23 protein-coding genes and 1 pseudogene are annotated in these 25079 nt (G+C 38.6%); 20 read left to right on the forward strand and 4 right to left on the reverse strand.

The genetic code is table 11. From position 1 onward, the window contains the following. Window positions 1-45: 45 nt before the first annotated feature. From GQR42_RS16825 to GQR42_RS16895, 16 genes and pseudogenes are all read left to right on the forward strand, one after another. The gene (locus tag GQR42_RS16825; RefSeq protein WP_158200825.1) at window positions 46-1596 is read left to right on the forward strand and encodes a glucosaminidase domain-containing protein; all 1551 of its coding nucleotides are present in this window, start codon (window positions 46-48) and stop codon (window positions 1594-1596) included. Between the two features lie 49 nt (window positions 1597-1645). Next, complete coding sequence (locus tag GQR42_RS16830; RefSeq protein WP_158200826.1) at window positions 1646-2548, forward strand: N-acetylmuramoyl-L-alanine amidase; 903 nt, start codon at window positions 1646-1648, stop codon at window positions 2546-2548. A gap of 32 nt (window positions 2549-2580) precedes the next feature. Beyond that, window positions 2581-3396, forward strand: coding sequence for a LysM peptidoglycan-binding domain-containing protein (locus tag GQR42_RS16835; protein WP_158200827.1), 816 nt, complete (start codon window positions 2581-2583; stop codon window positions 3394-3396). Between the two features lie 168 nt (window positions 3397-3564). Further along, complete coding sequence (locus GQR42_RS16840; RefSeq protein WP_233271050.1) at window positions 3565-4443, forward strand: hypothetical protein; 879 nt, start codon at window positions 3565-3567, stop codon at window positions 4441-4443. Window positions 4444-4452: 9 nt separating this feature from the next. Next, the gene (locus GQR42_RS16845; protein ID WP_158200829.1) at window positions 4453-5295 is read left to right on the forward strand and encodes a 3D domain-containing protein; all 843 of its coding nucleotides are present in this window, start codon (window positions 4453-4455) and stop codon (window positions 5293-5295) included. 28 nt (window positions 5296-5323) lie between these two features. Further along, window positions 5324-6121, forward strand: coding sequence for a DUF2272 domain-containing protein (locus GQR42_RS16850; RefSeq protein WP_158200830.1), 798 nt, complete (start codon window positions 5324-5326; stop codon window positions 6119-6121). 42 nt (window positions 6122-6163) lie between these two features. Further along, window positions 6164-6487: a hypothetical protein gene (locus tag GQR42_RS28925; protein ID WP_233271051.1), complete on the forward strand. Its 324-nt coding sequence runs from the start codon at window positions 6164-6166 to the stop codon at window positions 6485-6487. Window positions 6488-6584: 97 nt separating this feature from the next. Further along, window positions 6585-7652 (forward strand): hypothetical protein, encoded by a 1068-nt coding sequence (locus GQR42_RS16855; RefSeq protein WP_233271052.1) that lies wholly within the window; start codon window positions 6585-6587, stop codon window positions 7650-7652. A gap of 58 nt (window positions 7653-7710) precedes the next feature. Next, window positions 7711-8724, forward strand: coding sequence for a hypothetical protein (locus GQR42_RS16860; protein WP_158200831.1), 1014 nt, complete (start codon window positions 7711-7713; stop codon window positions 8722-8724). A 149-nt stretch (window positions 8725-8873) separates the two neighbouring features. Next, a complete protein-coding gene (locus GQR42_RS16865; protein ID WP_158200832.1) occupies window positions 8874-9854 on the forward strand; it encodes a DUF3616 domain-containing protein in 981 nt (326 codons plus the stop codon). Window positions 9855-10530: 676 nt separating this feature from the next. Next, on the forward strand, window positions 10531-13653 hold the full coding sequence (locus GQR42_RS16870; RefSeq protein WP_158200833.1) for a DEAD/DEAH box helicase: 3123 nt from the start codon (window positions 10531-10533) through the stop codon (window positions 13651-13653). Window positions 13654-13666: 13 nt separating this feature from the next. After that, complete coding sequence (locus GQR42_RS16875; RefSeq protein ID WP_158200834.1) at window positions 13667-14506, forward strand: SWIM zinc finger family protein; 840 nt, start codon at window positions 13667-13669, stop codon at window positions 14504-14506. 226 nt (window positions 14507-14732) lie between these two features. Beyond that, window positions 14733-16007: an AAA family ATPase gene (locus tag GQR42_RS16880; protein WP_158200835.1), complete on the forward strand. Its 1275-nt coding sequence runs from the start codon at window positions 14733-14735 to the stop codon at window positions 16005-16007. Further along, window positions 16007-16432, forward strand: a complete 426-nt coding sequence (locus GQR42_RS16885; protein WP_158200836.1) for a hypothetical protein — start codon at window positions 16007-16009, stop codon at window positions 16430-16432. Before GQR42_RS16880 ends, GQR42_RS16885 begins: the two co-directional genes overlap by 1 nt. A 24-nt stretch (window positions 16433-16456) precedes the next feature. Next, window positions 16457-16543: pseudogene (locus GQR42_RS28930) on the forward strand (SWIM zinc finger family protein); the annotation flags it as partial. Window positions 16544-16704: 161 nt separating this feature from the next. Beyond that, complete coding sequence (locus GQR42_RS16895; protein ID WP_158200837.1) at window positions 16705-18729, forward strand: potassium channel family protein; 2025 nt, start codon at window positions 16705-16707, stop codon at window positions 18727-18729. 21 nt (window positions 18730-18750) lie between these two features. Here GQR42_RS16895 and GQR42_RS29560 read toward each other — a convergent pair whose 3' ends face one another. The 3 genes from GQR42_RS29560 to GQR42_RS16905 form a co-directional block, all read right to left on the reverse strand. Beyond that, a complete protein-coding gene (locus tag GQR42_RS29560) occupies window positions 18751-18873 on the reverse strand; it encodes a hypothetical protein (RefSeq protein WP_257792584.1) in 123 nt (40 codons plus the stop codon). 295 nt (window positions 18874-19168) lie between these two features. Next, complete coding sequence (locus GQR42_RS16900; protein ID WP_158200838.1) at window positions 19169-19486, reverse strand: DUF4164 domain-containing protein; 318 nt, start codon at window positions 19484-19486, stop codon at window positions 19169-19171. Between the two features lie 11 nt (window positions 19487-19497). Continuing rightward, on the reverse strand, window positions 19498-19734 hold the full coding sequence (locus GQR42_RS16905; protein ID WP_158200839.1) for a hypothetical protein: 237 nt from the start codon (window positions 19732-19734) through the stop codon (window positions 19498-19500). 870 nt (window positions 19735-20604) lie between these two features. Here GQR42_RS16905 and GQR42_RS16910 point away from each other — a divergent pair. From GQR42_RS16910 to GQR42_RS30070, 4 genes are all read left to right on the forward strand, one after another. Further along, window positions 20605-20751, forward strand: coding sequence for a hypothetical protein (locus GQR42_RS16910; RefSeq protein WP_158200840.1), 147 nt, complete (start codon window positions 20605-20607; stop codon window positions 20749-20751). A gap of 189 nt (window positions 20752-20940) precedes the next feature. Next, the gene (locus GQR42_RS16915; RefSeq protein WP_158200841.1) at window positions 20941-21216 is read left to right on the forward strand and encodes a hypothetical protein; all 276 of its coding nucleotides are present in this window, start codon (window positions 20941-20943) and stop codon (window positions 21214-21216) included. A gap of 230 nt (window positions 21217-21446) precedes the next feature. Beyond that, window positions 21447-22772, forward strand: a complete 1326-nt coding sequence (locus GQR42_RS16920; protein WP_158200842.1) for an NF041680 family putative transposase — start codon at window positions 21447-21449, stop codon at window positions 22770-22772. Between the two features lie 120 nt (window positions 22773-22892). Next, entirely contained in the window at window positions 22893-23078 is a 186-nt protein-coding gene (locus tag GQR42_RS30070; protein WP_158202500.1) for a helix-turn-helix transcriptional regulator, read from the forward strand. Window positions 23079-23128: 50 nt separating this feature from the next. Here the strand turns inward: GQR42_RS30070 and GQR42_RS28935 are convergent, their stop codons facing one another. Further along, window positions 23129-25045, reverse strand: coding sequence for an apolipoprotein A1/A4/E family protein (locus GQR42_RS28935; protein ID WP_233271054.1), 1917 nt, complete (start codon window positions 25043-25045; stop codon window positions 23129-23131). Window positions 25046-25079 lie beyond the last annotated feature (34 nt).

Consider the following 25079-nt stretch of genomic DNA (forward strand, 5'->3'; position numbering starts at 1 on the left):
CCCAATCAAAAATGATTTATTCTTTGTTGCTAACAGGAGATGGCAATGGCCTTACTGGATGACTTAGTTCAACAATATGCTAAAACTGACTTAGCTACTATTTTTCAAGAAGTTGACAACACTTCTCAAAGATCGGTTAATCTCACAGACATTCCTCCCGATCATTTTAGTCATTTAAAAGAAGTTTCTCTCGCTCAATGGCTATTAGAGTCCGCCAGAGCCACCAGTAAACTAGCCGAGGAACAGAAAAACTTCGCTGGTTTAAAATGGCGCAAGGAAATGACTCCCTTTGCTACTCCTAAATCGATTAAAGTACCTTCTGAATCGGAAGCGATGGACTTCTGCTTATTCACGGATATTGACAAATTTCTGCGAGGTTATTGGAAATTTTTAACCCGTGAAACCTATAAAGGATTAGAAGAAAATACTCAAACTCCTGAAAACTTTATCGGTTTTATTCAAAGTAAAGGCTTTGCTGCCGATATAAGTTATATTAGCAAAGTGTTAAAACTTGTTCCCGAAGCGAGGACTTTACTAGCAAAAACCAACGGAATTGTTATTCCACCACCCCCCGATACCTTACAAGTAACCAGTTTTCCCAAGGAAGTGGAAGTGGGACAAAGTTTTCAGATTGAAGGAACCGCCGCTGCTGCCGACAAAGGCAAAAAATTGACCGTTTTAGTTGATAATAAATTCCCTCTAGATGATATTGAAATAGAAGAAGGAGGGAAATGGAAAGCCGAATTTGTCTTTTTACAAGCAGGCGATCGCATTGTTAAAATAGCCATTGATAATCAAAGTGTAGAAATCGAAATCAAGGCTTCTCTACCCGAGGAAACAGGTGCAATTACCCTGAATTTAACGGGAAGTGTTGGATTAGGAGGAATCAACCGAACAGCCGATAAGATTGCGGTTAAACAGCGATTACATTCCCTCGGCTATACTTTTGTCGGTGATCCTAATAGTGCAGCTTTGAATACAGGTTTTATTCTTGCCATCAAACTCTTTCAATCAATTATTGCAGGGGAAGAAAAATTAATAGGAGATGGAAGAATAGATGTGGGAAATACCACTCAGAAATGGTTAGAAGCCGCTAATGCACCTCGTTGGCAAACCATGCCCGATAGTAATCCTTCTATTAGCTTAATTAATCATGAGAAAAATCAAACCAATGATGATCATGATTTTGGAACAAGTTGGTTAGCAGATGCCATCTTAGAAATTGCTGCTGACTATCATAATACATTCCGAGTTTCTAATCCCAGTAAGGCCGCTTTTTCTATTAATGATGTTAGTAAACCCACAGGGGGAGACACCCCGCAACACGCAGGCCATGAGACGGGTTTAATGTGTGATGTAAGGCTTCCGCGCACGGATGGACAACATGGCGGAATCACTTGGGAAAGTGGCAATTTTGATCGAACCGCAGCCCGCGCTCTGATTAAAGCCATGAGACGGCAAAAACTGGTTAGTCAAGTGTTTTTTAATGACACAACCCTGATGGGTGAAACTTTTTTGGGACAAAAACTATGCAATTTTGCCACTGGTCATGATAACCACATTCACTTTGCCATTCGCCCTCCTGTGAGAGCTTAGTTTAATTCATTTACTAACCAGATAATTGAACAATTGAGAGGTAAAAATTATGGGAATTGTACCGACAACATGGATGCCTAACTGTTCGATGAAAAGAATCATTATTCACTGGACAGCAGGGGGACATAAAGCATCTAGCAACGATAAATCTCATTATCATATTTTAATCGAGGATGATGGTAACTTAGTGCGAGGAACTCACTCAATTAAAGATAATGTTTCCACCGCAGATAATGTTTATGCGGCTCATACGGCACTGTTTGGTACGGGTTCAATCGGAGTTAGCGTCTGTTGTATGAGTGGTGCTGTGGAAAAACCCTTCAATGCGGGTAAGTTTCCGATGACTAAAAATCAATGGGAAACCATGGCGCAGGTAGTAGCAGAACTGTGTGATTTTTATGATATTGAAGTAACAGCTAAAACCGTTTTAGGTCATGGAGAAGTGGAACGGGAGTTTCCTAATAAACCCCAACGCGGAAAATGGGATCCGATGGTTTTACCTTGGGATACATCCTTAAGTAAAATACAGGTAGGAGAGCAATTTAGAACGCTAGTCAAAACCAAATTAACGGGCGTTTCTGGTTTAGTGGAAACTCCAGCTAGTATCACAGCAGTTGTTCAAGGAAAAGCCTTCCGAGAAGCGCAGATATTTAATGAAAAAAGTATCGTCAAGATTCGTCCTTTGCTAGATACTTTTAATTGGCAAATTGTTGCTGCTAGTGATCAAGAAGTGATGGAATTAAAATTTGTCGATGGAGAAGACGCAAAATCTTTAGGATTTTTGTTGATTGAACATAGCAATAAACCTATGGATATTCCCGATGGAACTAGCGAAAATGAAATCCTCAAGAAAATTGAACAATTCGGCTTTGTGAAAATAGTAGATTTGGCGCAAGCTCTCAATCTTTCTGTAACTTGGGATGGCACAACTCGGACAGTAACAATTGAGTAAAGATCGATAAGATAACTTCAGGAGATGATTTTATGCAAACGTACACGATTAAATCTGGAGATACCCTCAGAGGAATTGCTTTAAAATTTTATGGTGATGCTTCAAAATTTGTGGTAGTTCAAGAAGCCAACGATATTGCCAATCCCAATCAAATTTCCGTGGGACAAGTTTTAGAAATTCCCGATCTTGCCGATGACAATGACAATAATCCCCTAGAAGATTTTCATCAGGCTTTTCCTAATAGTGTACGCTGGCGATTGGTAGAAGATGGAGTAGAAATTGAGGGTAGCGGCATTGAGAGAACCAGTGGTCAACCAGTAACCGTCACCAAAATTTGGAATAATTTTTCTGATGAAATTAATCAATGGTCAAAACACTTTAATGTTCCGGCAGTAATTATTATTACCACCATCGCCACCGAATCGAACGGAAAAGCAGACGCTATCCGCAAAGAACCGGGTTATGTATCTGATTCTATCACCCCTCATTTGATCAGTGTTGGCTTAATGCAGACATTAATTTCTACGGCCAGAGGTACATTACATAATTCAACCATCGATCGAGATGACTTGAAAAATGCCAGTATTTCTATTCAAGCAGGAACGTCATTTATTGCTGATCAACGCTTGAAAACTTTGTTAGATCCGCCCAAAGTTGCCTGTGCTTATAATGCTGGTTCTCTATTTGAAAACAAAAATTCCAATAATCGTTGGCGAATGCGTCAATTTCCCATTGGTACTTCCGCACACTGCGATCGCTTTATGAAGTTCTTTAACGATGCAGTCTTTGTTTTGAAAGGAACCACCACACCTGTTAGCGTCGGCTATCAACAATTTTATCTAGCTTGATTTCCTCGAATTTCTTGGGGTTATCGTCATCAATTCAGCTTGCCGATCTCAAGCATCAATTTTAGTCAGTCATGTCCAGTTATCTAGTTAGAGGAAATTTGTCTTTCTATGTATTTCAAGATTTCAAGGAGTGATAAAGCCGTGTTATTTAAGCTTTTTCAGCGATTCATGATCTTTGGATTTACTTTAGTAATAATCTTATTTTTTCAAGCAAAAATCCAAGCTCAAACCGTTTGTCAAATAGTACCGACTTCTCAAATTTCTTCTATCGATCAGGCTAAATGTTTATTGCGTCAACCCAAGATTTTTGGGAATGTGGGTCCAACTTTAACCAGTTTACCTGTTCCGTTCGATCAACTCTTAACTAGACCCACCATTGATATCAGTAAAGAGCAATTAAGACGATATCTACAAGCTCAAGGAATTAACGAAGCAGACATTGGCGGTTCATTAGATAACCCTGTCTCACGAACTAATAATAATAATCCCAGTGCAGAATTGGCTCGTTATTTTATTATTCATGATACCAGCACTCCTAATTTGGGAAATGATCCCTTTCCCAATAATATTAATGGAGCTAGTTGGAGGTTTAACAACTTAAATCAATATGGTAGTGGCGAAAAATCCCCTGCTCATATCATTATTAATCGAGTAGGAGATTCCGTCACTCGTAAGGATTTTAATATCCCTTGGCGTTCTACAAAACGAGAATCAGATCAATTTTGTGGGGTCAATAAATGTAAGGGTTTATTTTTGGCAGTTGAATTAGTTCAACCCCGAAAATGTCAACCTAACTCTGGTCAAACACAGTGTTCTCCACCGACAAAAAATGATGCTAAATCGCCCGAACCGGGGTTTACCAAAGCACAATTAGATCGCCTAGCAGTTGTTTATATTGCCGCCAGTGTACGGCGCGGAAAATGGTTAATTCCCGCTTTTCATGTCGTGTTAGATATTGACGCAGGAGATCACGACGATCCCCAGAATTTTAACCTAGACCAGTGGTCAAAACAACTTAATGATATCCTTACTGAAATTGGTTCTTAGGAGCTAATCATGAATCAATATTTGCGACACTTACTATTAATTATCGCAGGAATTTATCTAATTCTTATGAGCAGCTTTGTCTCTCCTGCATTCGCACAAGTTAGCTATACTCCCCCCGCTCAAAAGGATAAATTTGTTCCTGTCCTAATTGCCCTAACTGAATCTCAAATTATCTTTGATTTTCCTGAACCGACAGAAGGCGTTAAAGATAAAAAATTGACCCTATTTTCTACTTTCTACTTTGTTCATCAAGCTCAAGCGAGTAGTGCGACCGATGCCATTGCCTTAAAAAATTCCAGTGGTACTTCTTTAGGCGTTAAACTGTCTAAAAAAGACTGGTGTACGGCCGCTTTAGAAGGAACTGTACAAGTTAAAACCGATAGCAATACCCTAAAAACCTTTAACTTTGCTACCACAGGAACAACCGCTCAAACTAATTGTAAACCCTTTTTCCCGAGCTTAAAAGATTCCATTGTCCAAGCCATGAATCGCTCTTTATTTGCCTTAGCTAAGGGACTCTTTGGGGATGGTTCAGGGGGATTTATCTTAGTTCCTTATCGTACTATTGCCGTTGATAAAACCGTGATTCCTTTAGGAACAGTTATTTATATTCCTGATGCAAGAGGAAAAGAAGTCATTTTGCCTTCGGGTAAAAAGGTGAAGCATGATGGGTATTTCTTTGCAGCGGATGTGGGAAGTGCAATTAAAGGAAATAAGATTGATACTTTTTTGGGAATTACGGATAAAAATCCCTTCTCCCATGTTAAGAGTGATTCTAGCAAAACCTTCACTGCTTTTGTGATTACTGATACCCAGATTAAAAGTGCTTTAAATACACTGCACAAATCCTAATTGTTCTTTATTCATTAAGGAGACTATCATGGCTAATAAAACTCTCAAAGCATTAACCAACACTGTTATTAAGTCTTTCCCTCAAGATAGCATTAGCTTAAGTGATTCCCAGAAAATTACTTTACCTGAAGATGCTACTTTAGAAATATTGCAATATCGTTCTGCACCTAATAATCATTGGGAAATTCAATTAGTCACTCCCCAAAATGGTCTTGTCACTTGGTTTGCTTTTATCTCCCATGTCGAAATATTTTCTGATCCTAACTTCAAGAAAACTTTAGTAGATATAGCTACTGAAGAATGGGAATTTTTTGAAAAAGGAACTAAAAAAGAACGAGAAAATGGCTTTTGGCAGCGAATTGTCAAATACTGGAAAGAAGGTTTAAATCGTACCGATATTGATGATCCTACTGATGTAGGTAATGTACCTTGGTCAGCGGCCTTTATTTCTTGGATCATGACAAAAGCAGGTGCGGCCGATAAATTTAAGCGAGATGCGAGTCATTCAGTTTATATTCGAGATAGTGTTAAAAAACGCAAAGATCAAGTCATTAATGCTCCTTTTGTGGCTTTTAAAATTGATGAAGTAACTCCAGAAATTGGTGATTTAGTTTGCGCTCCTCGTCAATCAGGAGTTACTTATGATACCACTGACAATTATATTTCTCATTGTGATTTGGTAGTAGCAAAAAGAACGAATGAAATTGATATTATTGGAGGAAATGTCAGCGATTCAGTTACCCAAAAGACCCTAAAACTTGATACCAATGGTAAAGTAAAGGACACTACTCGACCTTGGTTTGTTGTCATTAAGAATTTGCTTTAATACTTTTCCTATCCTTTCCTAATCTCTTTCAAGGACAAAACTATGGCAACTTTACAAGACATTGTTAACGATAACAAAACTCTGACCCGTTCCCAACTAAAAGCGGATCAAGGGTTAGTAAGAGAAATTCAAACTAAACTAGCTAACTTAGGGTTATACCCCGGTGGACAATGGATTGATGGTGATTTAGGCACTGGAGATACTTTTACTTGGCGAGGACTTAAAGAATTTTGTCAAGCCTTGGATTTATCTGGACTTCCTTCTGACACAGTGGCAATTAATCCTAATATTGCTACTAATTTACTTGATACAAAACAGCTACCCTTTATCTTAGATTCAAGCCAAAAATACTCAATTTATACTTAACAAATTAACCACCATCCAAGATAATTCAATTGCACCAGTCAATATTGGAGTAACTCAGTCATTCGTCGCTAGAACACTGCGGAATTCACCTTTTGCGATGGAAGTAGATGACTATCCTGAACACTTAAAACAGAAACCGGACGGGACTAATTTAGTTTCCTACGGAACTAATTTTACCCTAGCAGAATCGGGGAAAACTATTACTTTTAGCGATTATCCTCAACGAGGAAATTTGCCCAATATTGACACAACAGGCTTAAATTTTCTAGCCAGTAACATCTCTCATGCTTGTGTGTGTGTGGGAAGTTTTGGTGATGGCAACAGTCCCATCAAAACCCATTGGTTAGGGAAAGATGCTCTTAATCCAGAACAATTACTCAGTGCCACTAAATTCATTGGAGTTCTTAACGCAATTGAACAAATTAATGGGAAATTCCCTACAGTTGATGTTGATAATTGTGTGATTGAACCAGCTAATTCTCCCAAACCTAAATTTTTTGATCTGGTGGTTGATATGGTTTCCTATAGGAAAGATGCCCATGGTTCTCTGGGACGCTCGAATCAAATTGGAGCCTTATTTAAACGTTTTACTAAACGACCAGATTTGGAAGCTTGGCTAAAAGCTCAAACGGGAAATACCAGTTGTAAATTTACTGGGGGATATTTTAATCCTTCTCTGATTAAAGATCCAATTATCAAAGATTTAAGTAGCAGTGCCACCGTCTTAAGATCACCAGCAGATAATACCACGGGAACCAATGATGTATCGACTTATGATTTAGTGCGTTTAATTACGATGTTAGGATGGCATCTGCATTTAACTACTAATACTCGTTTTACCGGTAGTCAATGGAATAGTTTAGAAACCGTTGTTCGTGCTATGGGAACCGATGCAGCACGATATATTGATGTCGCTTTAGAAACTTTAGGTGTGATAAATATGATTAGTCAACCTGTGGTAATTTCTAAAGTTGGCTTCGGACCTAGTTCCTTTGCTTATGTAGCTTTCGTCAAATTTGTTGATAATCGTGTGCAACCAGCTAAACTGAGAACTTTCTCCTTAGCTCTTCGTACTCCCAACGGTTCCGACAGGGAAAGAGATACCAATTTAGCCGCCGCTGTCACCGAAATTGTCCGCCGCATTTTAACCGAAGAATTGGCTTAATCTAGTTTGGTCATAACTAAAAACAAAAACTTGTAAAATCAATAGTGAGGTCTTAAAAATGAACCTAGGAACCCTTCTCGAAATTATTGTTGCTCTAATTTTTATCTACTTAGCTTCCAGCCTTATTATCTCCGAATTACAGGAACAATTAGCCGCCTTGCTAGAATTTCGGGCTAAAAATTTAAAACAAGCCCTAGAAATATTCTTGGGAAAAAATACGGTGGAATCTTTGTACAATAATGGATCGTTATTATCAAGTTTCAATCAATACACTAATCCTATAACTGGAAACTCAGCTGGTCCTTCCTATGTTGAACCAAAGGTTTTGGCAGAGTCCCTAATTAGTCTAATTAATAGTCAACTTTCAGATAATGAAAAATTATTAAAAGCGGATTTTTTAGGAAAAAATCTTGTTGAAGAAAAAACAGGAATCTTTAAGAAGTTAGCTAGTATTTCTGATTTTTCTAAAATAGACATAGACAAATTAGCGATTGAGAGATTGATAGAAATAGGTTACAGTACCAAACTCAAATATGACAATCCAACTCTGGAGGATTTTGTTGATGAAATAGCCAACACTTTTACTCAAATTATGGAGCGAACATCGGGAGTATATAAAAGAAATGCCAAGGGGGTATCTTTTGCTTTTGGTTTTTTAGCGGCTGCTTTGCTCAATATTGATAGTTTTTATGTCATTGAGCAACTATCCAAAAATCCCAATTTAAGACAGGGAATTAATCAGGTAGCGACAGAAGTTTTTCAGACTAATGAATCTTGTTTTAAAGACGCTAAAGATGATCCTAACAAAGTCGCTGAATGTACAAAAAAATTACAAGTTAGTATCAAGGATTTAGAAAAAATTAATCAACCTCTGCCCCTTGGTTGGAATGAAAAAGGATGGTTTAATGGTGAACAAATAAAAGAACAAAATGGCTGGTTACAAGCTTTTTTGGGCTGGCTAATGACAGGAGTAGCTGTGGCGATGGGCGCACCTTTTTGGTTTGATATTTTAGGGAAGCTTATCAATGTGCGTAATACTGGTAAACCCATATTACCTAATACTCAGAAATAAATAACTATGTTTGTCACCTTAAAGATTTTCAATCAATCCTCAAACCAGTCCTTTCTCAGATTATTTCTAGGAATTGCTTGTCTTTTTGTCTTTTATTACCTATAATTGTCTCAATCCTCACTTTTTCAGTTAACAAGGAGAATACAATCATGCAATCTCTCAAATTTTCTATTATTCAAGAAATCAAACATCAGGGAATTTGTGATGCTTCTGCAGCCACTGCTTTAGGAGAAAATAAATTTGTTGTTGGTAATGATGAAACGGATACAGAATTAGGTAATTTACTCTGGGTTTATTCCTCTCAAGAGTCGGGAAAAGCACTGGAAACAATTGACATTAACGGTTGGCTGAAAAACAATCCTAACAATAAAGAAATCGACTTGGAGGGGGTAACTGTACTAAATGACATAATCTATTGGATTACTTCCCATGGACGCAATAAAAATGCTGAACGAAAACTCCCTCGTCATCAATTTTTTGCCAGTAAAATTACCGATGACGGCTCTAGTATAGTTCAAGTGGGTGAGTCTTATACTCAGTTAGTCTTGCGCGATATTATCGAAGACTCTGACTTGGCTAAAATATTTGATTTCAAAACAGCAGAAACCAAAGCTCCCAAAGCTAAAGGTGGATTAAATATTGAAGGTTTAACGGCAACTCCAGACGGAAATATCTTAATCGGTTTTCGTAATCCTACCCCAAACGATAAAGCTCTTTTATTAACTCTAAAAAATCCTTACAGTTTAGTTAATAATTCCAGCAATGCTCGGGCTGATTTTGGTGATCCTATCCTGTTAGATTTGGGAGGATTAGGAATTCGTAGCATTGAATTTTGGCCTGCTTTAGAAGTATATTTAATTATTGCTGGAGAATTTCATGGAGGCGATCAATTTGTTTTCTATACTTGGTCAGGAAAAAAAGAAGATGCACCGGAAAAGATAGAATCACTGCAATTCCCTGACGGTTTTCGTCCAGAAGCTTTGTTGTTTTATCCCCATTTCCCAGATCGCTTTCAGATTTTAAGCGATGATGGTACAATCGAGCGAGTTGGTAATAATCCCTGTAAAGATATTATCGATAAAAATAATCCCGAAAAATATTTCCGCAGTATTTGGGTAAAAGTTAATTAATAGCAATTCTCAACCATAAAAACTACAGATCGAATTATCGAATTTAAGTTCCCCTTTTCCCCTTTCCCCCTTAAAAAGGGTAGGGGGATCGAACTGGGCGCATCTCATATTTGTGACTTTCTCTCACTTATGATCAGCAGCAGAAGTTATTCAAAGAGGGCGAAAGCAATTCGCCCCTACAATAAACAATATTATTGCGCCAATGGTAGGGGCGCACTGCGTGCGCCCAAAATGTCATCTAGATATGGCGAAAGCAATTCGCCCCTACAATAAACAATATTATTGCACCAATGGTAGGGGCGCACTGCGTGCGTCCAAAATGTCATCTAGATATTTCGACAAAATTGAGATGCACCCGATCGAACTCCTCTAGCCGGATTTTGGAGAATTGATATAATTAGACATCCCTCTTAGTGGAACCTCAACAAAACCTAGAACAAAAATAGCTTTAAACCCATATAGGGATAAGCTTTAAGCTCAAAAAACCGCCGATCACGTCCTCTCAATGGTTTTTTGTCCTAGAAGCGCTATTAACCTTTTTCTCCTATCCAGAGGACTTTTGGGTTCCCAAAGGGATAAGAATAAGAAAGTGTGGAGAATTCCCCCATAATCGCTACAATTTTTCTAGAGGCTAAGTGTTGCTCTCATTTAAGTTCTTTTGTACTCATTAAAAACCATGAAAATTCTTCACGGTACTTGGATTCCCCAATCAACGGATGAATTTATTCAGAAGGGTAACTTTTGTCTTTGGGGAGAAACTAGCACCCCGAAAAAGAGTCGCACTACTGCTGATAATCCTCATCCTTTTCAGTTAAGCAAAGAAGAATTAACTAGCTTTCTCACTGGAGAATTAGGAATAGTTCAATCGAATTATAATCCTCTTAGTCGGCAATTTGTCCCCCGCTACTTTCTTTTACCTAGCCAGGATAATCAACCTGTACCCTCCTTAGAATTACTGCGTTATCTAGAAAAAGAACCCCCAGAAAATAGCCAATGGCAATCTTGGCAAATTGATTGTTATCCCCTTAGTCCTGTACTTAAACTGCTCAATGATCTGCACTTTATCTGTCTTTACAACTCCTCAGAGATTCAGTTAGGTGCAGATCTACTTTTTTGGTATCACTACAGTCAAGCTTTTAAAGAAATAATTCTCAAAGATAACTATATTCCTGCCTTTAAATATCGAGAATTAGCCACAAATAACCAGAAAACTGCTAACTTTGCCATCTATCCTCTTTGGGAAATTATATCAGCAACCTACGAAACCAATCTCGATCGCTATCTCGAATATCTTCCCCGCATTTGTCTTGCTGGTGCTGAAAATCCCCATGCTTCACCACAATTATACGATCCCAAAACCCTACTCCGGCACTTTTCAGAATGTCTCCTCAATGAAATTGTCACTAACACAGCAATTCCTGCCAGTTTTGATAAAAAAATTAGCGAGACAATTATAGGTGATTGCTTCTCTGTGACTAAAACTGCCGGATTTCTGCAAACCGCTGCCGCTTTAGAAAAATATCAACAGTGGCAAACTTGGAGACAGCAATTACTAGGAGACCAAAATATATCTAATTTTACCCTTGGTTTTAAACTAACGGAAGCCCCAGAAAATAATATTGAACAGTGGCAAATTACTTTTATCCTCATCTCTAAACAAGACCCCTCCCTGCGATTAGAATTAGACGAATATTGGTATGCAGTACCAGAAACTAGAACAAGCATACAAGCGCATTTTGGTCAAGATTTAGACAAAAATATTTTACTAAGTTTGGGTTATGCTGCCCGTATTTATCCCCCCATTTGGCAAGGATTAGAAACGGATAAACCGACGGGATTTTCTCTCAACCTTACAGAAGCTTTTACTTTCTTAAAAGAAACTGCTTGGATTTTAGAAGATGCGGGATATAAGGTAATTATTCCCGCTTGGTGGACTCCCCAAGGTCGTCAACGCGCCAAAGTTCGGCTAAAAACCACTTCTAAATCGGGCAAATCTACCCCCGTTAGTAAAGGTATTTTTAGCCTCGAAAACATCATTGAATATCAATATGAATTAGCCATCGGTGAAGAAATTATTAGTCAAGAGGAATGGCAACAATTAATTAACACCAAAACACCCTTAGTTAAATTTCGAGGTCAATGGGTAGAATTAGAACAAAATAAAATGCAGCAAATGCTGGATTTTTGGCAGAAATATCAGCAGGAAAATCCTGAGATGAATCTGATTGAATTAATAAAAAAAGCTGCCGAATACCCAGAGGAGATTATTGTTGAAACCGATAATTTTTTGGGTTCTATGCTAGAGAAATTACAAAATCCTAGTCAACTAAAACCTATAGAAAATCTTCCCCAATTACAAGGAACGCTGCGGGAGTACCAAAAGCGCGGAGTTGCCTGGATTCAATACCTAGAACAATTGGGGTTAAATGGTTGTCTTGCTGACGATATGGGATTAGGAAAAACCCTACAGGTAATTGCTAGATTGATTGGGGAAAGAGAGGGAGATAATAAGGTTTTACCAACTCTGCTAGTTGCACCCACTTCCGTGGTGGGAAATTGGGCAAAAGAAATTGAAAAATTTGCCCCTCATCTTCAGGTTTTAATTCATCATGGTAGTAAGCGCTATCAAGATGAGAACGAATTTCAGACAGTAGCTAGTCAAAAGGATATAGTTATTACTTCTTTTACCTTAGTTCGCAAGGATTTGAAATTATTTAACTCGCAATCTTGGCAACGTTTAGTAATTGATGAAGCACAAAATATCAAAAATCCTAAAGCGGCACAAACTAAAGCAATCTTGAGTTTATCTGCACAACATCGTCTCGCATTAACGGGAACTCCCGTGGAAAATAGACTGCTTGATTTATGGTCAATTTTTAACTTTCTTAACCCCGGTTATTTAGGTAAAGAAACTCAATTTCGTAAAGCTTTTGAAGTGCCAATCCAAAAACAAAATGATCGTCTCCAGTCCACGGTTCTCAAAAAATTAGTGGAACCTTTTATTCTGCGTCGGGTAAAAACCGATAAGCAGATAATTAAAGATTTGCCTGACAAAGTGGAAAACAAACAGTATTGTAATTTAACTAAAGAACAAGCTTCTCTCTACGAAGTTGTTATCAAAGAAGTGGAAAAACAATTAGAAGAAGCGGAGGGAATAAAACGCAAAGGATTAATTTTATCTACCCTGATGCGCTTGAAACAAATTTGCAATCACCCGCGTCAATTTTTACAGGATAACAGTGCTTTTGCTCCTGAGCGATCGCATAAGTTAGAGCGTTTGGGAGAAATGCTAGAAGAAGTAATTTTAGAGGGAGATAGTCTGCTAATTTTCACTCAATTTACTGAAATCGGGGACTCCTTACAAAAGTACCTGAAACAAACTTTTCGCTATAATACTTATTATCTTCACGGGGGGACTTCTCAACCAAAACGAGAACAAATGATCGAAGAATTTCAACATCCCGAAACAGAACCTTCCGTATTTATTTTATCCCTAAAAGCTGGGGGGGTGGGGATTACTTTAACCAAAGCAAATCATGTTTTTCATTTCGATCGTTGGTGGAATCCTGCGGTGGAAAATCAAGCAACCGATCGCGCTTTTAGAATTGGTCAACAAAAAAATGTTTTCGTGCATAAATTTGTCACATTGGGAACCTTAGAGGAAAGAATTGATGAAATGATCGAGGAAAAGAAAAAGGTAGCTAATGCTATTGTTAGTAATGATGAATCCTGGTTAACGGAATTAGATAACGAAAGTTTTCGTCAGTTAATCGCATTGAATAAACAGACAATTATTTAATCGAGGTAAACCTATGAATAAATTTAGTAAAACTTGGTGGGGACAACGCTTTATAGAAGCATTAGAGGAATTTACCGACTCAGCGCGTTTGAGTCGAGGACGTTCCTACGCTAAAAATGATAAAGTCAAGAATTACAAAATTGACGGTAATTTAATTACTGCTCAGGTGCGAGGTTCCATTAATCCCTACTTTGGGGTTTACAAAGAACCTTTGTATAGCGTGAGTATCGAGATTAAACCAATTACTAAAGCAGAGTGGTCACAAGCTTTATATAATCTTGGTTCAAGAGCGAGTATGATCTCTAAACTGCTGCTTAAAGAAGTTCCCGATAATATTGATGAAGCATTTAGCGATCTTAATCTGCACTTATTACCCCACAGTCAAAAGGATTTTATCACCAATTGTTCCTGTCCCGATTGGGAAAATCCCTGTAAACATATTGCTGGAGTTTATTATCTCGTTGCTTCCCAATTAGATCAGGATCCTTTCCTCTTATTTGAATTACGGGGTATCTCCCGTCAAAAATTACTGCAAGAGTTAGCAAAAACTCCCCTCGGTAAGCTGCTTTCCTCCTCCATCCAAGAGGAAAAAATTCCTCTTAACCCTGTCACTTCCTATCACACTAAACCCGAAACTATACCAGCATTAGAAACAATTGATCTCAAAGAATTTTGGCACTCTCATCACCGTTTACCCGAAAATCCTCAGTTAGTTAAATCCGCAACTATTCCCGCAATTGTCATTAAAAAAGCTGGTGATTATCCTGCATTTTGGGATAAGGATACTTCCTTTATCGAGGTAATGGAAGAAATGTATCAACGGGTACGCAATAAAAATGCAGGGATACTTTAAAAAAATATAAGTTTTCCTTTTGGGGAATCAGGATTCAGGAGTCGATGCCAAATTAGGTTACACTTTATCTTTATGAGAAACGCTGTAGCTAAATTGCTGACTTTTTGACTTAGGTATCTATCCATAGGAGGGTAGATTAGAATAAACAGGTCAACAACTGACAGTGATTGAAAATCTTCCCCTAACCTGTTAGTATTGTTATGAGACTGGACATAAGAGAGAAACAATGGAATCCTTGATTATTGAAAATTTTCTGATTATTAAGTATGCGGAAATAGAGATTAAAAAAATCAATGTTATCATCGGTGAACAGTCCACTGGTAAAAGTATTATTGCTAAATTAGTTTTTTTATTTCAGACATTTTTGTTTTATCAAGTTAAATTATTAGTCACTAATCTTCAAGATCAGCAAGAACTCAAAAGGCACATACAGAAGCGATTTGAGGAATTCTTTCCTAAATACGCATGGAAAGAGCAAGTATTTAAAATAGTTTATCGTTTGGATAACATGAACTTTTTGATTGAAAGATATAAGGACAAATCTGGCTATTTTAAACTACGATTTACCTATTCAGATAATTTTAAAAAGTTTTACAATACAACAATTAGACAAGTGAGTAAAATTGCCAAAAGCAATAACAATATAGTCACTCAAGATATTTATTCAGATCTGAATAAATGTGTGGACAAAAATATTGCTGATTTTTTTCAAGGCAATGAAAAAATTTTTTCTACAAAGATTTTATTTGTACCAGCTAGTCGCACTCTTTTTGTTAAATACTTTACCAATAATATTTTTGCCTTTTTAGCTAATAATTTTGATCTTGATCCTCTCATTATCAACTTTGGCTCTAATTATGAAAATGCTCAACGCCTATACAGAATAATTAACGAATCAGAAAGTTTATTCCAAGATAAAAAAGATGATAAAAAACTTTATAATCAAATTAAATTAATTAGCGAAAAGATTCTATCAGGCAGCTATGCGCGAGAGAAAGATCAAGATTGGCTTTATCATGCCGATGGGAGAAAGATAAACTTAATTGATGCTTCGAGCGGACAACAAGAAGCCTTACCAATGTTATTGATTCTCTTAGTTTTCTCGTTTTTTCCTGATTCCGAATCCAACCAATTCTTTATTGAGGAACCCGAAACCCATCTTTTTCCCTCCGCTCAAAGAGATATGGTAGAACTATTTACCTTACTTTATGCTAATAAAAATTGTCGTTTTTTTCTCACTACCCATAGTCCCTACATTCTCACGGCTTTGAATAATAAAATCATGGCGGCTAACGTTGAGCCTGTCAAAGCGGAAAAATCTTTAGATTATAAAAATACTATTCAATTTCAAGATGTGTCAGCCTACACAATTAGCAATGGACAAACTCAAAGTATCTTAGATACAGAGGTGAACTTGATTGGTATCAATAACCTCGATGCTGTCTCCGATGAACTTAGTCAAGAGTTTGAAGAAATCTTAGAAAGAAAGGCTCAACAATAATGGATATTAGTCACTGTTCTGAATGCAATAAGAATAAAATAGTCAAAGTTAAGGAAAATGGGAAAGAATTCATCGTCAATAATAATAGTCAGAGATTAATTACTAAGATAAAAATAGATAATTGTTTAATCATCGAGGGAAAAAGATGCGACTGGCTGTTAGAAATTGATGTTCCCTGTCCCTTGGCTCTTTATATTGAACTTAAGGGTAAAAATATTGAACAAGCTTATGATCAATTATTGTCAACTCTAAATCATTCTTACTTACAAAAAAGACATAAAGAATCCAAAAAAGAATGCTATATCGTGGCTTCTAGAGTACCAAAAGCTGGAACCAATGTTCAGGTTTATCAAGCGAGATTAAAGCAGTCTCATCCCGAAGTTAGTTTAAAAGTCAAGTCGATGAAAGCTGAAATCACTATTTAGGTTTTTCCCTCAGAAAAAAGCTGAACCAATTGTTCCTGTCCCGATTGGCAAAATCCCTGTAAACATATTGCTGGAGTTTATTATCTCGTTGCCTCCCAATTAAATATGGAAGAAATGTATCAACGGGTACGCAATAAAAACGCTGGTATGTTATAATCAAGTGTGGGGTAAAAATTGTCTAATACTCCCCTTATTAAGAAGAGATTAAAAGTGGATTAAGAGGGGATTAAAAGTCTGAAAAAGCATTCTATTTTTTAAGACAAGCAGAATCTATGAACCAAGAATCTCTCAGCTTTGTCCCTGGGAATGTCAAGTTAGCCGATCGCTTTTTAGTGTGTGGATTGGGTAGTCTTGGACAACACTGCGTCAAGTCTTTAAAAGAGTTTGGGGTTAGCGTGGTCGGTATCGAACTAATACAGCCTCCCAGTTGGGAAATTAATGATTTTCCCGATTTATTAGAGGAAATAATTATCGGTGATTGCCGTCAAAAAAACATTTTAGTAAGAGCGGGAATCGAGCACTGTCGGGCTGCTTTAATTGTCACCAGTGATGAGCGAATTAATGCCACCACTGCCCTAATTATTCGGCAATTAAATCCCCTTACCCGCTTAGTGGTGCGTTCTTCTAAAGATAATCTCAATGAGCTACTCAAGGAACGTTTAGGCAATTTTATCGCCTATGAACCCACCCAACTACCCGCCAATGCCTTTGCTTTAGCCACTTTAGGCACAGAAACCCTCGGTTTTTTGCATCTCGACGGTCAGAAATTGCGGATTATCCAGAGACAAATTAGCCCCGAAGATGGTTTGATTGATCGCTTTTTAGGTGATTTAAATACCCCCACCCGTCGTCTATTAGCACACACAGCCCCCGATGAACCTTTAAGGGCTGGATTTTATCAATGGTCTCCCAGCACCACTATCCGGGCCGGTGATACCATTACCACCATCGAAACTACCTATCAAAACATCGATGCTACCCGCCAGAAACCGTCAAATTCTCGCCAGAAGTTGCGGCATTTTTGGCAAAAATTGCTCAAAGAAATACAACAATTCTGGCAATTGAGTTTTCAGCAGCAAATTCACCGGGTGGCTTTCATGTCAGTATTTATTATTATCTTGCTAGTAATGATCGGGACTTTTCTTTTCCATCTCTACGCCCCGAGAGCTTCCTTTATTTCCTCTCTTTCAGGAACGGCGATTCTTTTATTAGGTGGTTACGGTGATGTTTTCGGTGCTTCTAACCCCGAAGATTTAAATGCAGTCCCCTGGTGGATGCAGCTATTTAGTCTCTTTTTAACTTTGGCTGGAACCGCTTTTATCGGGGTTCTCTACGCCATTTTGACAGAAACCTTATTATCATCAAGATTTCAATTTATCCCTAACCGTCCCCCAGTTCCCCAACAGAATCATATCGTTATTGTTGGCTTGGGTCGAGTCGGCAGAGAAGTGGCTAATTTATTACTAGAAATGCAACAGGCGATCGTCGGGGTCAGCTTAAATAGGGATTTTGATGCGACTATGCTGCCAAAAATGCCCCTGATGACGGGAAATATCGAAGAATCTTTAAAAAATGTCAATTTAGATAGGGCCAAAAGTATAGCGATCGTTACCGATGACGAAATCCTCAATTTAGAAGTGGCTCTAACCACCCGCAAACTCAACCCCCAAAGCTACTTAGTCATCCGCACCACCGACGACAACCTTAGTCAACAATTAAGTCAAATTCTGCCTCAATCTCACATTTTAGGAACCAACACCGTAGCGGCAGAAGCCTTTACGGGAGCCGCTTTCGGAGAAAATATCATCTATCTGTTCCGTTGGGCGCAAAAAACGATTCTGGTGACGGAATACGAGATCGAAGCCGGAGATACTCTCAATGGTAGCTCGATCGGGGATATTGCCTACGGTTATCGAGTCGTGCCGATCCTACACCAACGAGAACGGGAAACCACGAAATTAATGCCCGAAGACTATCTCAACTTACGCATCGGCGATCGCATTGTGGTGCTGGCCACCATCAACGGACTGCGACGGGTGGAACAGGGTCGTCGCACTCCCAAAACTTGGCGCGTGCGGGTGGAAAAAGCCTTTAATCGCAATATTGCCGCGGAAGCGCCCACCGTGATCAGTCGTTTTTCTAATTGTCCCCTGAAAACCGCCAGCGATCTCATGGAAAATTTGCCAGCGACCCTCAGCGCCCCCCTCTACGAACAGCAGGCGATTCGATTAGTTTCCGAGTTAAAAAAAATTCAAGTTCAAGCCTTGGCCATTCCCATTAACCCGAAATCGGGATAATTGGGAGTTATACTTTTTTTGTCAAACTAGAAGGCTCTCTTGGTCTTTTTTAAACAACCACAAATAACGCTCGATCGCTACCAAGTCCGTGTAAATGTCGCCGGCCGTGGTTTCGGTTGCTTCTTTGGTGAGATTGTTACTCATTTTTCTACTCCTAAATTCCAAACTATTACCAAGTCACGGCACTGGAATCAAGCTGACAGGGGGACAAGCGAGCTAGAAAACTTGCCAACAAAGGCTTCTGGCTTCTCTCGCTAGAAATAGATCTAGCGATTCTAGGCAAAAAGCTAACGAAAGAATTAGGGATAGGAGCAAGCTTACTAGGAATTATTATTAATAAGTGAGATATGGTGCGGCGAACTTTTTCGAGCTAAAACCATGAAAAGCTTATGATATATGGATTTCAGCCTTCTTGTCCCCCTGTCAGGGAATCAAGGGGTTAGGGGTTAGGAAAAAAAACTATTTTTCCGAGTATGGTCAGTATTCCTGTCACCAAAATTCCGACAATGCCAAGAAAAGCATTACTTGTAATATTCAACCTTCCATTTAGGTCATTAATGCGCTTTTCTGTCTCTATTACCTTAGAATCTAAGGCTTTAATATCTCCCTTTAACTCAGACTGCCCGATTTCTAACTTTGTGAGACGTTCCTCGATTTTGTCGAATTTTTGACTAACATCTTTCTGGTAACTGTCTATTTTCCCTTCAATCCTTGTCAGAACAGCTTCTAAGGAATAAGTCACGGTTTCGTTAGACATTGCCTAAACTCCTATCTTTTCGTTGATGCGATCTCTCCTACCAATTCGGCGCGTAGCGAAGCGATCGCCGCTTCTATCTTTTTATCTACTGTGTCCATATCGTCTAGGGTTGCCTTCCCTAGTGCCGATTCAATAAATCTTATGATTTCACCGCTTGCACTATTGCCGCGCTTTTCAGACCACTGCTTAAAGGCTTCCCAATCGTCTTCATCAACTCTAAAAGTTGCCAGAATTTTATTTTTAGCCATATTCTATACTGATGTCTATACTGTATAAATTATAGACTTTAATCTATTATCCTGTATATAAAAAAAATCTGTTTAATAAATTCACTCTCTATAAGAATCTTATATATAAAATGTATTGACAAGTGTATAGACCTAAGTATATACCAAGAATATAGAGAAAAACGACCGCTACCAATTCCACTCAGTGCGATCGCCTCTCTCGTAAAATCTCAAACCAAAAGGATGATACCACGATGAAACTTATAGTCATTTCAGATAAGTCTGATACAGTCTAGACCGACAAAACCCTTATGAAATCTGGGATTGATATTCTCAATCTTAATTGAAATGACTATATTGACGCAATTGTCACGGATTCCCCCCGGCGCGTAACCACAAAATTTGGAGAAAGAACCGTTATCGACGCGATCGCTCGCGATTAAGGGGAAAAAATCACCTTATGGCAGCCCGGCGATGATTCCTACAGCCACAAATATTTGATCAAAAATAGCCAGATCCAAGTTGCGATCGATTCAAGAGGAAAAACCTCCCTAGTGGAAAATCCCAATCTAACCAACTTAGGCCAACCCTGCCCGATTCCCCCATACCTGTTAAGCCGGTTTATGACCATAAAATCGATAAAACCAGCGAAAAAACGAGCGAGAGTGACCAATCTTTCCTATCTCCCAATCAAAAGCGTGAAATCGCGCAATACAGCCAAAATATAGCTAAACTTTACGGTTTATGCTTAAATCAGGCTGAAACTTTGGGAGTCGATGGGGAAGATCGACGCGCGATCGCTACCACCCTCTATCTCTCTGCTCAAAAGAAATTCGCGCTGTAATTGATTAGAAAATGGGGGGATTTTTCCCTTTTCATAGGAGAGGAAAAATGAAAGAATTTACAGGATTACTCAAGCTTGAGATAGAGGTAACGGTCAACGCTAAAGACAAAAAAGAAGCCGTCTCGTTTTTCGATGATTTATATGCCAATATCACCATCGAAAACCACGGAAACCGAGAGATAGAGATAGTTTAGGACAATCTTTACCTAATCGAGAATGATTGGATTTTAGAGGATTAATTACCAGTTATCGGTTATCAGTAATTGAGTGAAAAGATTAAGACTCCTCAGCGTTGGCATCGAAAAGCCCATAATTAAAGTTATTCCCCCATCCGACGGGCATCGGTGGGGGACAAGAAATTAGTCTATTAGGAGTTTACCAAAATGTCAGAAGACAGATTAGAGCGGATCGAGAGAATAGTGGAATCGAACGCTCGCGCTATTCAAGCCCTAGCTGAGGCCGTCGCTAGTGACCGCGAGGAACGGAAACAGGAGAAAAAAGGGCTTTGCGATTACCTAGCTCGAATAGCAAGCGCACAATCAGATTTTTATGAGACTCAAGCCGATTTTTACCGGCATCTAGAGAGAATGGATGATCGACACGCTCAAATGATTGAAATCATCCGACAGATTAACGAGAATAGAAGCGATCGAGCCTAACCTCTAGAAGTTGCCCTTAGCCGTGCCTACGGGCTTAATTAAGCCCATAAATATTTCGATAATGTTGAGTCAAGTAATGGAGTTAACCTTTTCACAATGGTTTCTAATTAACTGGAGTTTAGACTAACTCAACCTGCAACCAAACTGCACAGTTTGGTCTAATGATAAGAAGACTACAGGGAGTCAAAAAAAGGAGATAATGGGATAAAATTGTCAAATAATCAAAAAACTTGAATCAATCTACTCAGAAACTCCAGGATTTTAGAAATGAAGTCTATCAACTACTAGGGCCAGCTAAAGATAGCACTTTCGAGTTGATGGATGCCATTCTTGTCACGAAAAATGTCTATTCTTTGGTTGAATTATCGCTTTCACCAGTATTTCGACGAAAGTGGTCAAGCCTGTATGAAGCTCTCGATGATTGTCGGCCTAAAACCAACAAATTGATGAAACTCTATATTAGCGAAATCCCCAGATCCGAACCATCACAACGGATAATCTTGGCAGGAGATCATACACCTTGGCCCAGAACTGAAGCTCCAACGTTAAAAGACAGAACTTATGAACACGGGGCCAAAGTTATTTCAGGAAAACCAATTACGTTAGGTCATGGTTACAGTACGTTAGCCTGGATACCAAAAGAAAAAGGCAGTTGGGCATTGCCCTTACGACATGAGAGAATTACTTCTCATGAAACGCCAATAACTAGAGCCGTTTTACAACTTAAACAAGTATGCCGACATCTCGAAGAAAGACCCATAACTTTGTGGGACAGTGAGTATGGGTGCGCTAATTTCGTAAAACTAACATCCGAGATAAATGCGGATAAGTTAATGCGTTTACGTCCTAACCGTTGTGTTTTTGCTAAGGCTCCTGCCTATCAAGGAAAAGGAAGACCGAAGAAACATGGACATAAAATGAAATTGTCTGATCCCATAACTTGGGCAATTCCTATTGAATCAATTGAAATCAATGATTCAACTTGGGGAGTCGTTAAAATTCAAAAATGGAGCCAATTTCATTTCTATGAATCGGCGGAGCATCCGATGGAAATCATTTTGATTCAACGCCAAGGGAAAGGACTTTCCCAAAAAGAAGCCAAACCAATGTGGTTAGCGTGGATTGGAACCGAACAACCTTCTTTAATGTCCTTATGGTCGCTTTATTTAAAACGCTTTGCTATTGAACATTGGAATCGATTTGTTAAACAAAGATTACATTGGACAAAAGCGAAATTGGGAAATACAGAAAGCGGGCAGAGATGGAGTAATTTGATGCCAATTTTAACTTGGCAATTATGGTTAGCTCGTGAAATGATAGAGGACAACCCGCTGCCGTGGCAGAAGCCTCAACCCCTGGAGAAGTTAACCCCCGGACGAGTGGCACAAGGCTTTGCGGGACTTTTAGCCGTGATAGGCACACCCGCCAAACCACCAAAACCCCGCGGAAAGTCCCCAGGTTGGGAAAAGGGTAAGAAAAGGAAGAAAAAACCTCGTTATCCAGTGGTCAAAAAGACAGTAACTCGACAGAAAAAAGACAAAAAAGAGGCAGATTAAAGCCCCTAATGAATAAATTAGCCTTATTTTTAGCTTTTCTGACAAGCTAAGTCTTTTTTTTATGCGTTCTAATTATCAGACTAGACTTTACAGTCTGATTTTTTAGTCTAAACTCCAGTAATTAAGAGACGGTCTCGATCACTGTCTCAAGACGACATAGCGAAAACATTAGGAGTCTCAAAACAGACGATCAGCAATTGGGAGAGGGAAGTCACTATCCCTACCCTGACCATCAATCAATTTAAGAAACTTTGTAAATTGCTTGACTGTACCCTTGACGACTTCCCTTCCCCTCAAGACGACTAACACCTAACCCCTAACCCCTAATGATTCCCACGTCGTTACTTGGTAAAGTTTTATACAGTTAAAGTGACAGTAGCCTTGGCAGTTTGTCCGGAATCAGAAGTGGCAGTAATAGTAATTGTATCCCCAGCCTTTCCTTGTGCAGGTGCAGTGTAGGTAAATTTGGCATCAGTGGTGTTTTTATCAATTTTACCGCTTTCTGGCGGTGAGATTGTGATGGTGTAGTTACCAACGGGGTTAATGGTAAATTCTTGGCTTCCATTTAATGCTAAACTTTTGATAGGCGGAGCGATCAAAATCGTTGGAGGTAGTCCCTGTCCAGTGGAACTAGCCTCTACAGTCACTTTTTTCTCTACTTGACTAATTAAATCGGGAACAAGACGTTCGCTAAATCCAGCCACAAAAGCCATTGCCAAAAGTCCATATAAATAGGTGTCATCACCCGTACCTTTAGTGCTAGGCCGAATTTCTATGGGAAAAATGTTAGAGTTAAGAATTAGCAGAATAAAGAAAGCGAAACTTCCCCCTAAAATGGGTTTGGTTAAACCAATTGCAAATGGCAAGAAGTCATCGTCATATTTTTGATTTTTGGGATCATCAAAGTCTTGCAAACGAGCTAGAAGACTAACTCCTCCCCCTAAAGTGCCTGTTATCCACATCAAACGTATAATTGTTATTACTCCGTCCTGAGTATTTTGGCTACCTTCTCCCTGAGTATTTTGGCTACTAGATTTTATGACTGGAGGTATTGTTATTACTCCGTCCTTGGGATTTGAGCTATTTTTTCCCTGAGTATTTTGGCTACCTTCTCCCTGAGTATTTTGGCTACCTTCTCCCTGAGTATTTTGGCTACTAGATTTTTTTATGACTGGAGGTAAGGAAAGTAACTCGTTCACTGGAGAGAATTTCATAATAACCCAATTTACAGGGAAAGCCAACGCTAATCCAATTAAAACTTTTGTAGGTATTCTGAAAGAATGGAAAAGATTATCTCTGAAGTTTGCTGAAATAAACCCAGAACCGTTCTGAATTTTTCTTAATCCCGTTTTCGCAGCATAGCGTAATTTTTGTGCCAACCTAATATTAGGTTGACCTGTTAAAGATTTAATCGCAATTTCTCCAGCATCTACCACCGCCTTTACTTGCATGATATCACAAGGTTTGGAAATGTTCATGAGTTCTACCTGCGCTATCCCTAGTATTGTAATTAATTTAGCTAATTCCCCCTGTACTTCCCGGTCTAATTCTGGAGGGAATCCCGCTACTTGTTCTTTGGTTCTTTCCAGCAAAGTATCAATTCTTTTATTTAGTTTGATCACCTCATCTCTAGCTTGAATTTCATTGATTAAATCGTCTAAATTTTTAAATAAAACACTTGCTTCTTGTAGTTGTGCAAAATTATCTTTAAATTCCTTGACTAACTTTTCAAAGGGTTCATCTACTTCAGGAATTGAACTATATTTGTCTAAGTTATCCTTCAGTTCAGCAATCAAAGACTCATTTTTCTGTTGTAATTCCACAGTGGCAGAAAATTCAACCAAAGTATCTTTAACTTTTGTTTGCCAAGCAGTTAGCTTTTCCTTGAGTTTTGGCAAGTTTGGAACGTTAGCATTAGCATCGAATACAATAGTAATTGTTGTAACTAAACTATCAGTTTCTTGGCTTAAAGTATCAAGAGGAGTTTCTGAAATTTTGCCAGTAGATAAAAGGTGGATTGTCTCCACAAGCTGATCGGTATGAGCTATTATTTGTTTTTCTAATTCTTCTCTGCTAGGTAAAGGGTCTGAAAAAGTTAATTCACCTAGTTTTTGAATAAGTTCATCTCTTAAATTCTGAGTCTCTTGAGTGATATTTGTCGCTTCTGTTTGGTAACTAGCAAGGGTAGCTGATTTATCCTGACTAAATTTATTTTGGGTTTCCAGAATAAATTGATTAATTTTTTGTTCGATAGCAGGATTCAGATTAATCATGGTTGTCTTCTCCTAAAAAAAAGGCGAAAATGGG

The organism is Microcystis aeruginosa FD4, from assembly GCF_009792235.1.
Taxonomy (GTDB): domain Bacteria; phylum Cyanobacteriota; class Cyanobacteriia; order Cyanobacteriales; family Microcystaceae; genus Microcystis; species Microcystis viridis.

What these genes read in the sequence shown, in the direction of transcription:
- GQR42_RS16840 (WP_233271050.1), top strand. Translation starts at nt 3,565, where the DNA reads ATGATCTTTGGATTTACTTTAGTAATAATCTTATTTTTTCAAGCAAAA.
- GQR42_RS16880 (WP_158200835.1), top strand. Translation starts at nt 14,733, where the DNA reads ATGGAATCCTTGATTATTGAAAATTTTCTGATTATTAAGTATGCGGAA.
- GQR42_RS28935 (WP_233271054.1), bottom strand. Translation starts at nt 25,045, where the DNA reads ATGATTAATCTGAATCCTGCTATCGAACAAAAAATTAATCAATTTATT.
- GQR42_RS29560 (WP_257792584.1), bottom strand. Translation starts at nt 18,873, where the DNA reads ATGAGTAACAATCTCACCAAAGAAGCAACCGAAACCACGGCCGGCGAC.
- GQR42_RS16865 (WP_158200832.1), top strand. Translation starts at nt 8,874, where the DNA reads ATGCAATCTCTCAAATTTTCTATTATTCAAGAAATCAAACATCAGGGA.
- GQR42_RS28925 (WP_233271051.1), top strand. Translation starts at nt 6,164, where the DNA reads ATGGCAACTTTACAAGACATTGTTAACGATAACAAAACTCTGACCCGT.
- GQR42_RS16835 (WP_158200827.1), top strand. Translation starts at nt 2,581, where the DNA reads ATGCAAACGTACACGATTAAATCTGGAGATACCCTCAGAGGAATTGCT.
- GQR42_RS16825 (WP_158200825.1), top strand. Translation starts at nt 46, where the DNA reads ATGGCCTTACTGGATGACTTAGTTCAACAATATGCTAAAACTGACTTA.
- GQR42_RS16855 (WP_233271052.1), top strand. Translation starts at nt 6,585, where the DNA reads ATGGAAGTAGATGACTATCCTGAACACTTAAAACAGAAACCGGACGGG.
- GQR42_RS16910 (WP_158200840.1), top strand. Translation starts at nt 20,605, where the DNA reads ATGAAAGAATTTACAGGATTACTCAAGCTTGAGATAGAGGTAACGGTC.
- GQR42_RS16830 (WP_158200826.1), top strand. Translation starts at nt 1,646, where the DNA reads ATGGGAATTGTACCGACAACATGGATGCCTAACTGTTCGATGAAAAGA.
- GQR42_RS16900 (WP_158200838.1), bottom strand. Translation starts at nt 19,486, where the DNA reads ATGTCTAACGAAACCGTGACTTATTCCTTAGAAGCTGTTCTGACAAGG.
- GQR42_RS16885 (WP_158200836.1), top strand. Translation starts at nt 16,007, where the DNA reads ATGGATATTAGTCACTGTTCTGAATGCAATAAGAATAAAATAGTCAAA.
- GQR42_RS16850 (WP_158200830.1), top strand. Translation starts at nt 5,324, where the DNA reads ATGGCTAATAAAACTCTCAAAGCATTAACCAACACTGTTATTAAGTCT.
- GQR42_RS16870 (WP_158200833.1), top strand. Translation starts at nt 10,531, where the DNA reads ATGAAAATTCTTCACGGTACTTGGATTCCCCAATCAACGGATGAATTT.
- GQR42_RS16895 (WP_158200837.1), top strand. Translation starts at nt 16,705, where the DNA reads ATGAACCAAGAATCTCTCAGCTTTGTCCCTGGGAATGTCAAGTTAGCC.
- GQR42_RS16875 (WP_158200834.1), top strand. Translation starts at nt 13,667, where the DNA reads ATGAATAAATTTAGTAAAACTTGGTGGGGACAACGCTTTATAGAAGCA.
- GQR42_RS16860 (WP_158200831.1), top strand. Translation starts at nt 7,711, where the DNA reads ATGAACCTAGGAACCCTTCTCGAAATTATTGTTGCTCTAATTTTTATC.
- GQR42_RS16915 (WP_158200841.1), top strand. Translation starts at nt 20,941, where the DNA reads ATGTCAGAAGACAGATTAGAGCGGATCGAGAGAATAGTGGAATCGAAC.
- GQR42_RS16845 (WP_158200829.1), top strand. Translation starts at nt 4,453, where the DNA reads ATGAATCAATATTTGCGACACTTACTATTAATTATCGCAGGAATTTAT.
- GQR42_RS16905 (WP_158200839.1), bottom strand. Translation starts at nt 19,734, where the DNA reads ATGGCTAAAAATAAAATTCTGGCAACTTTTAGAGTTGATGAAGACGAT.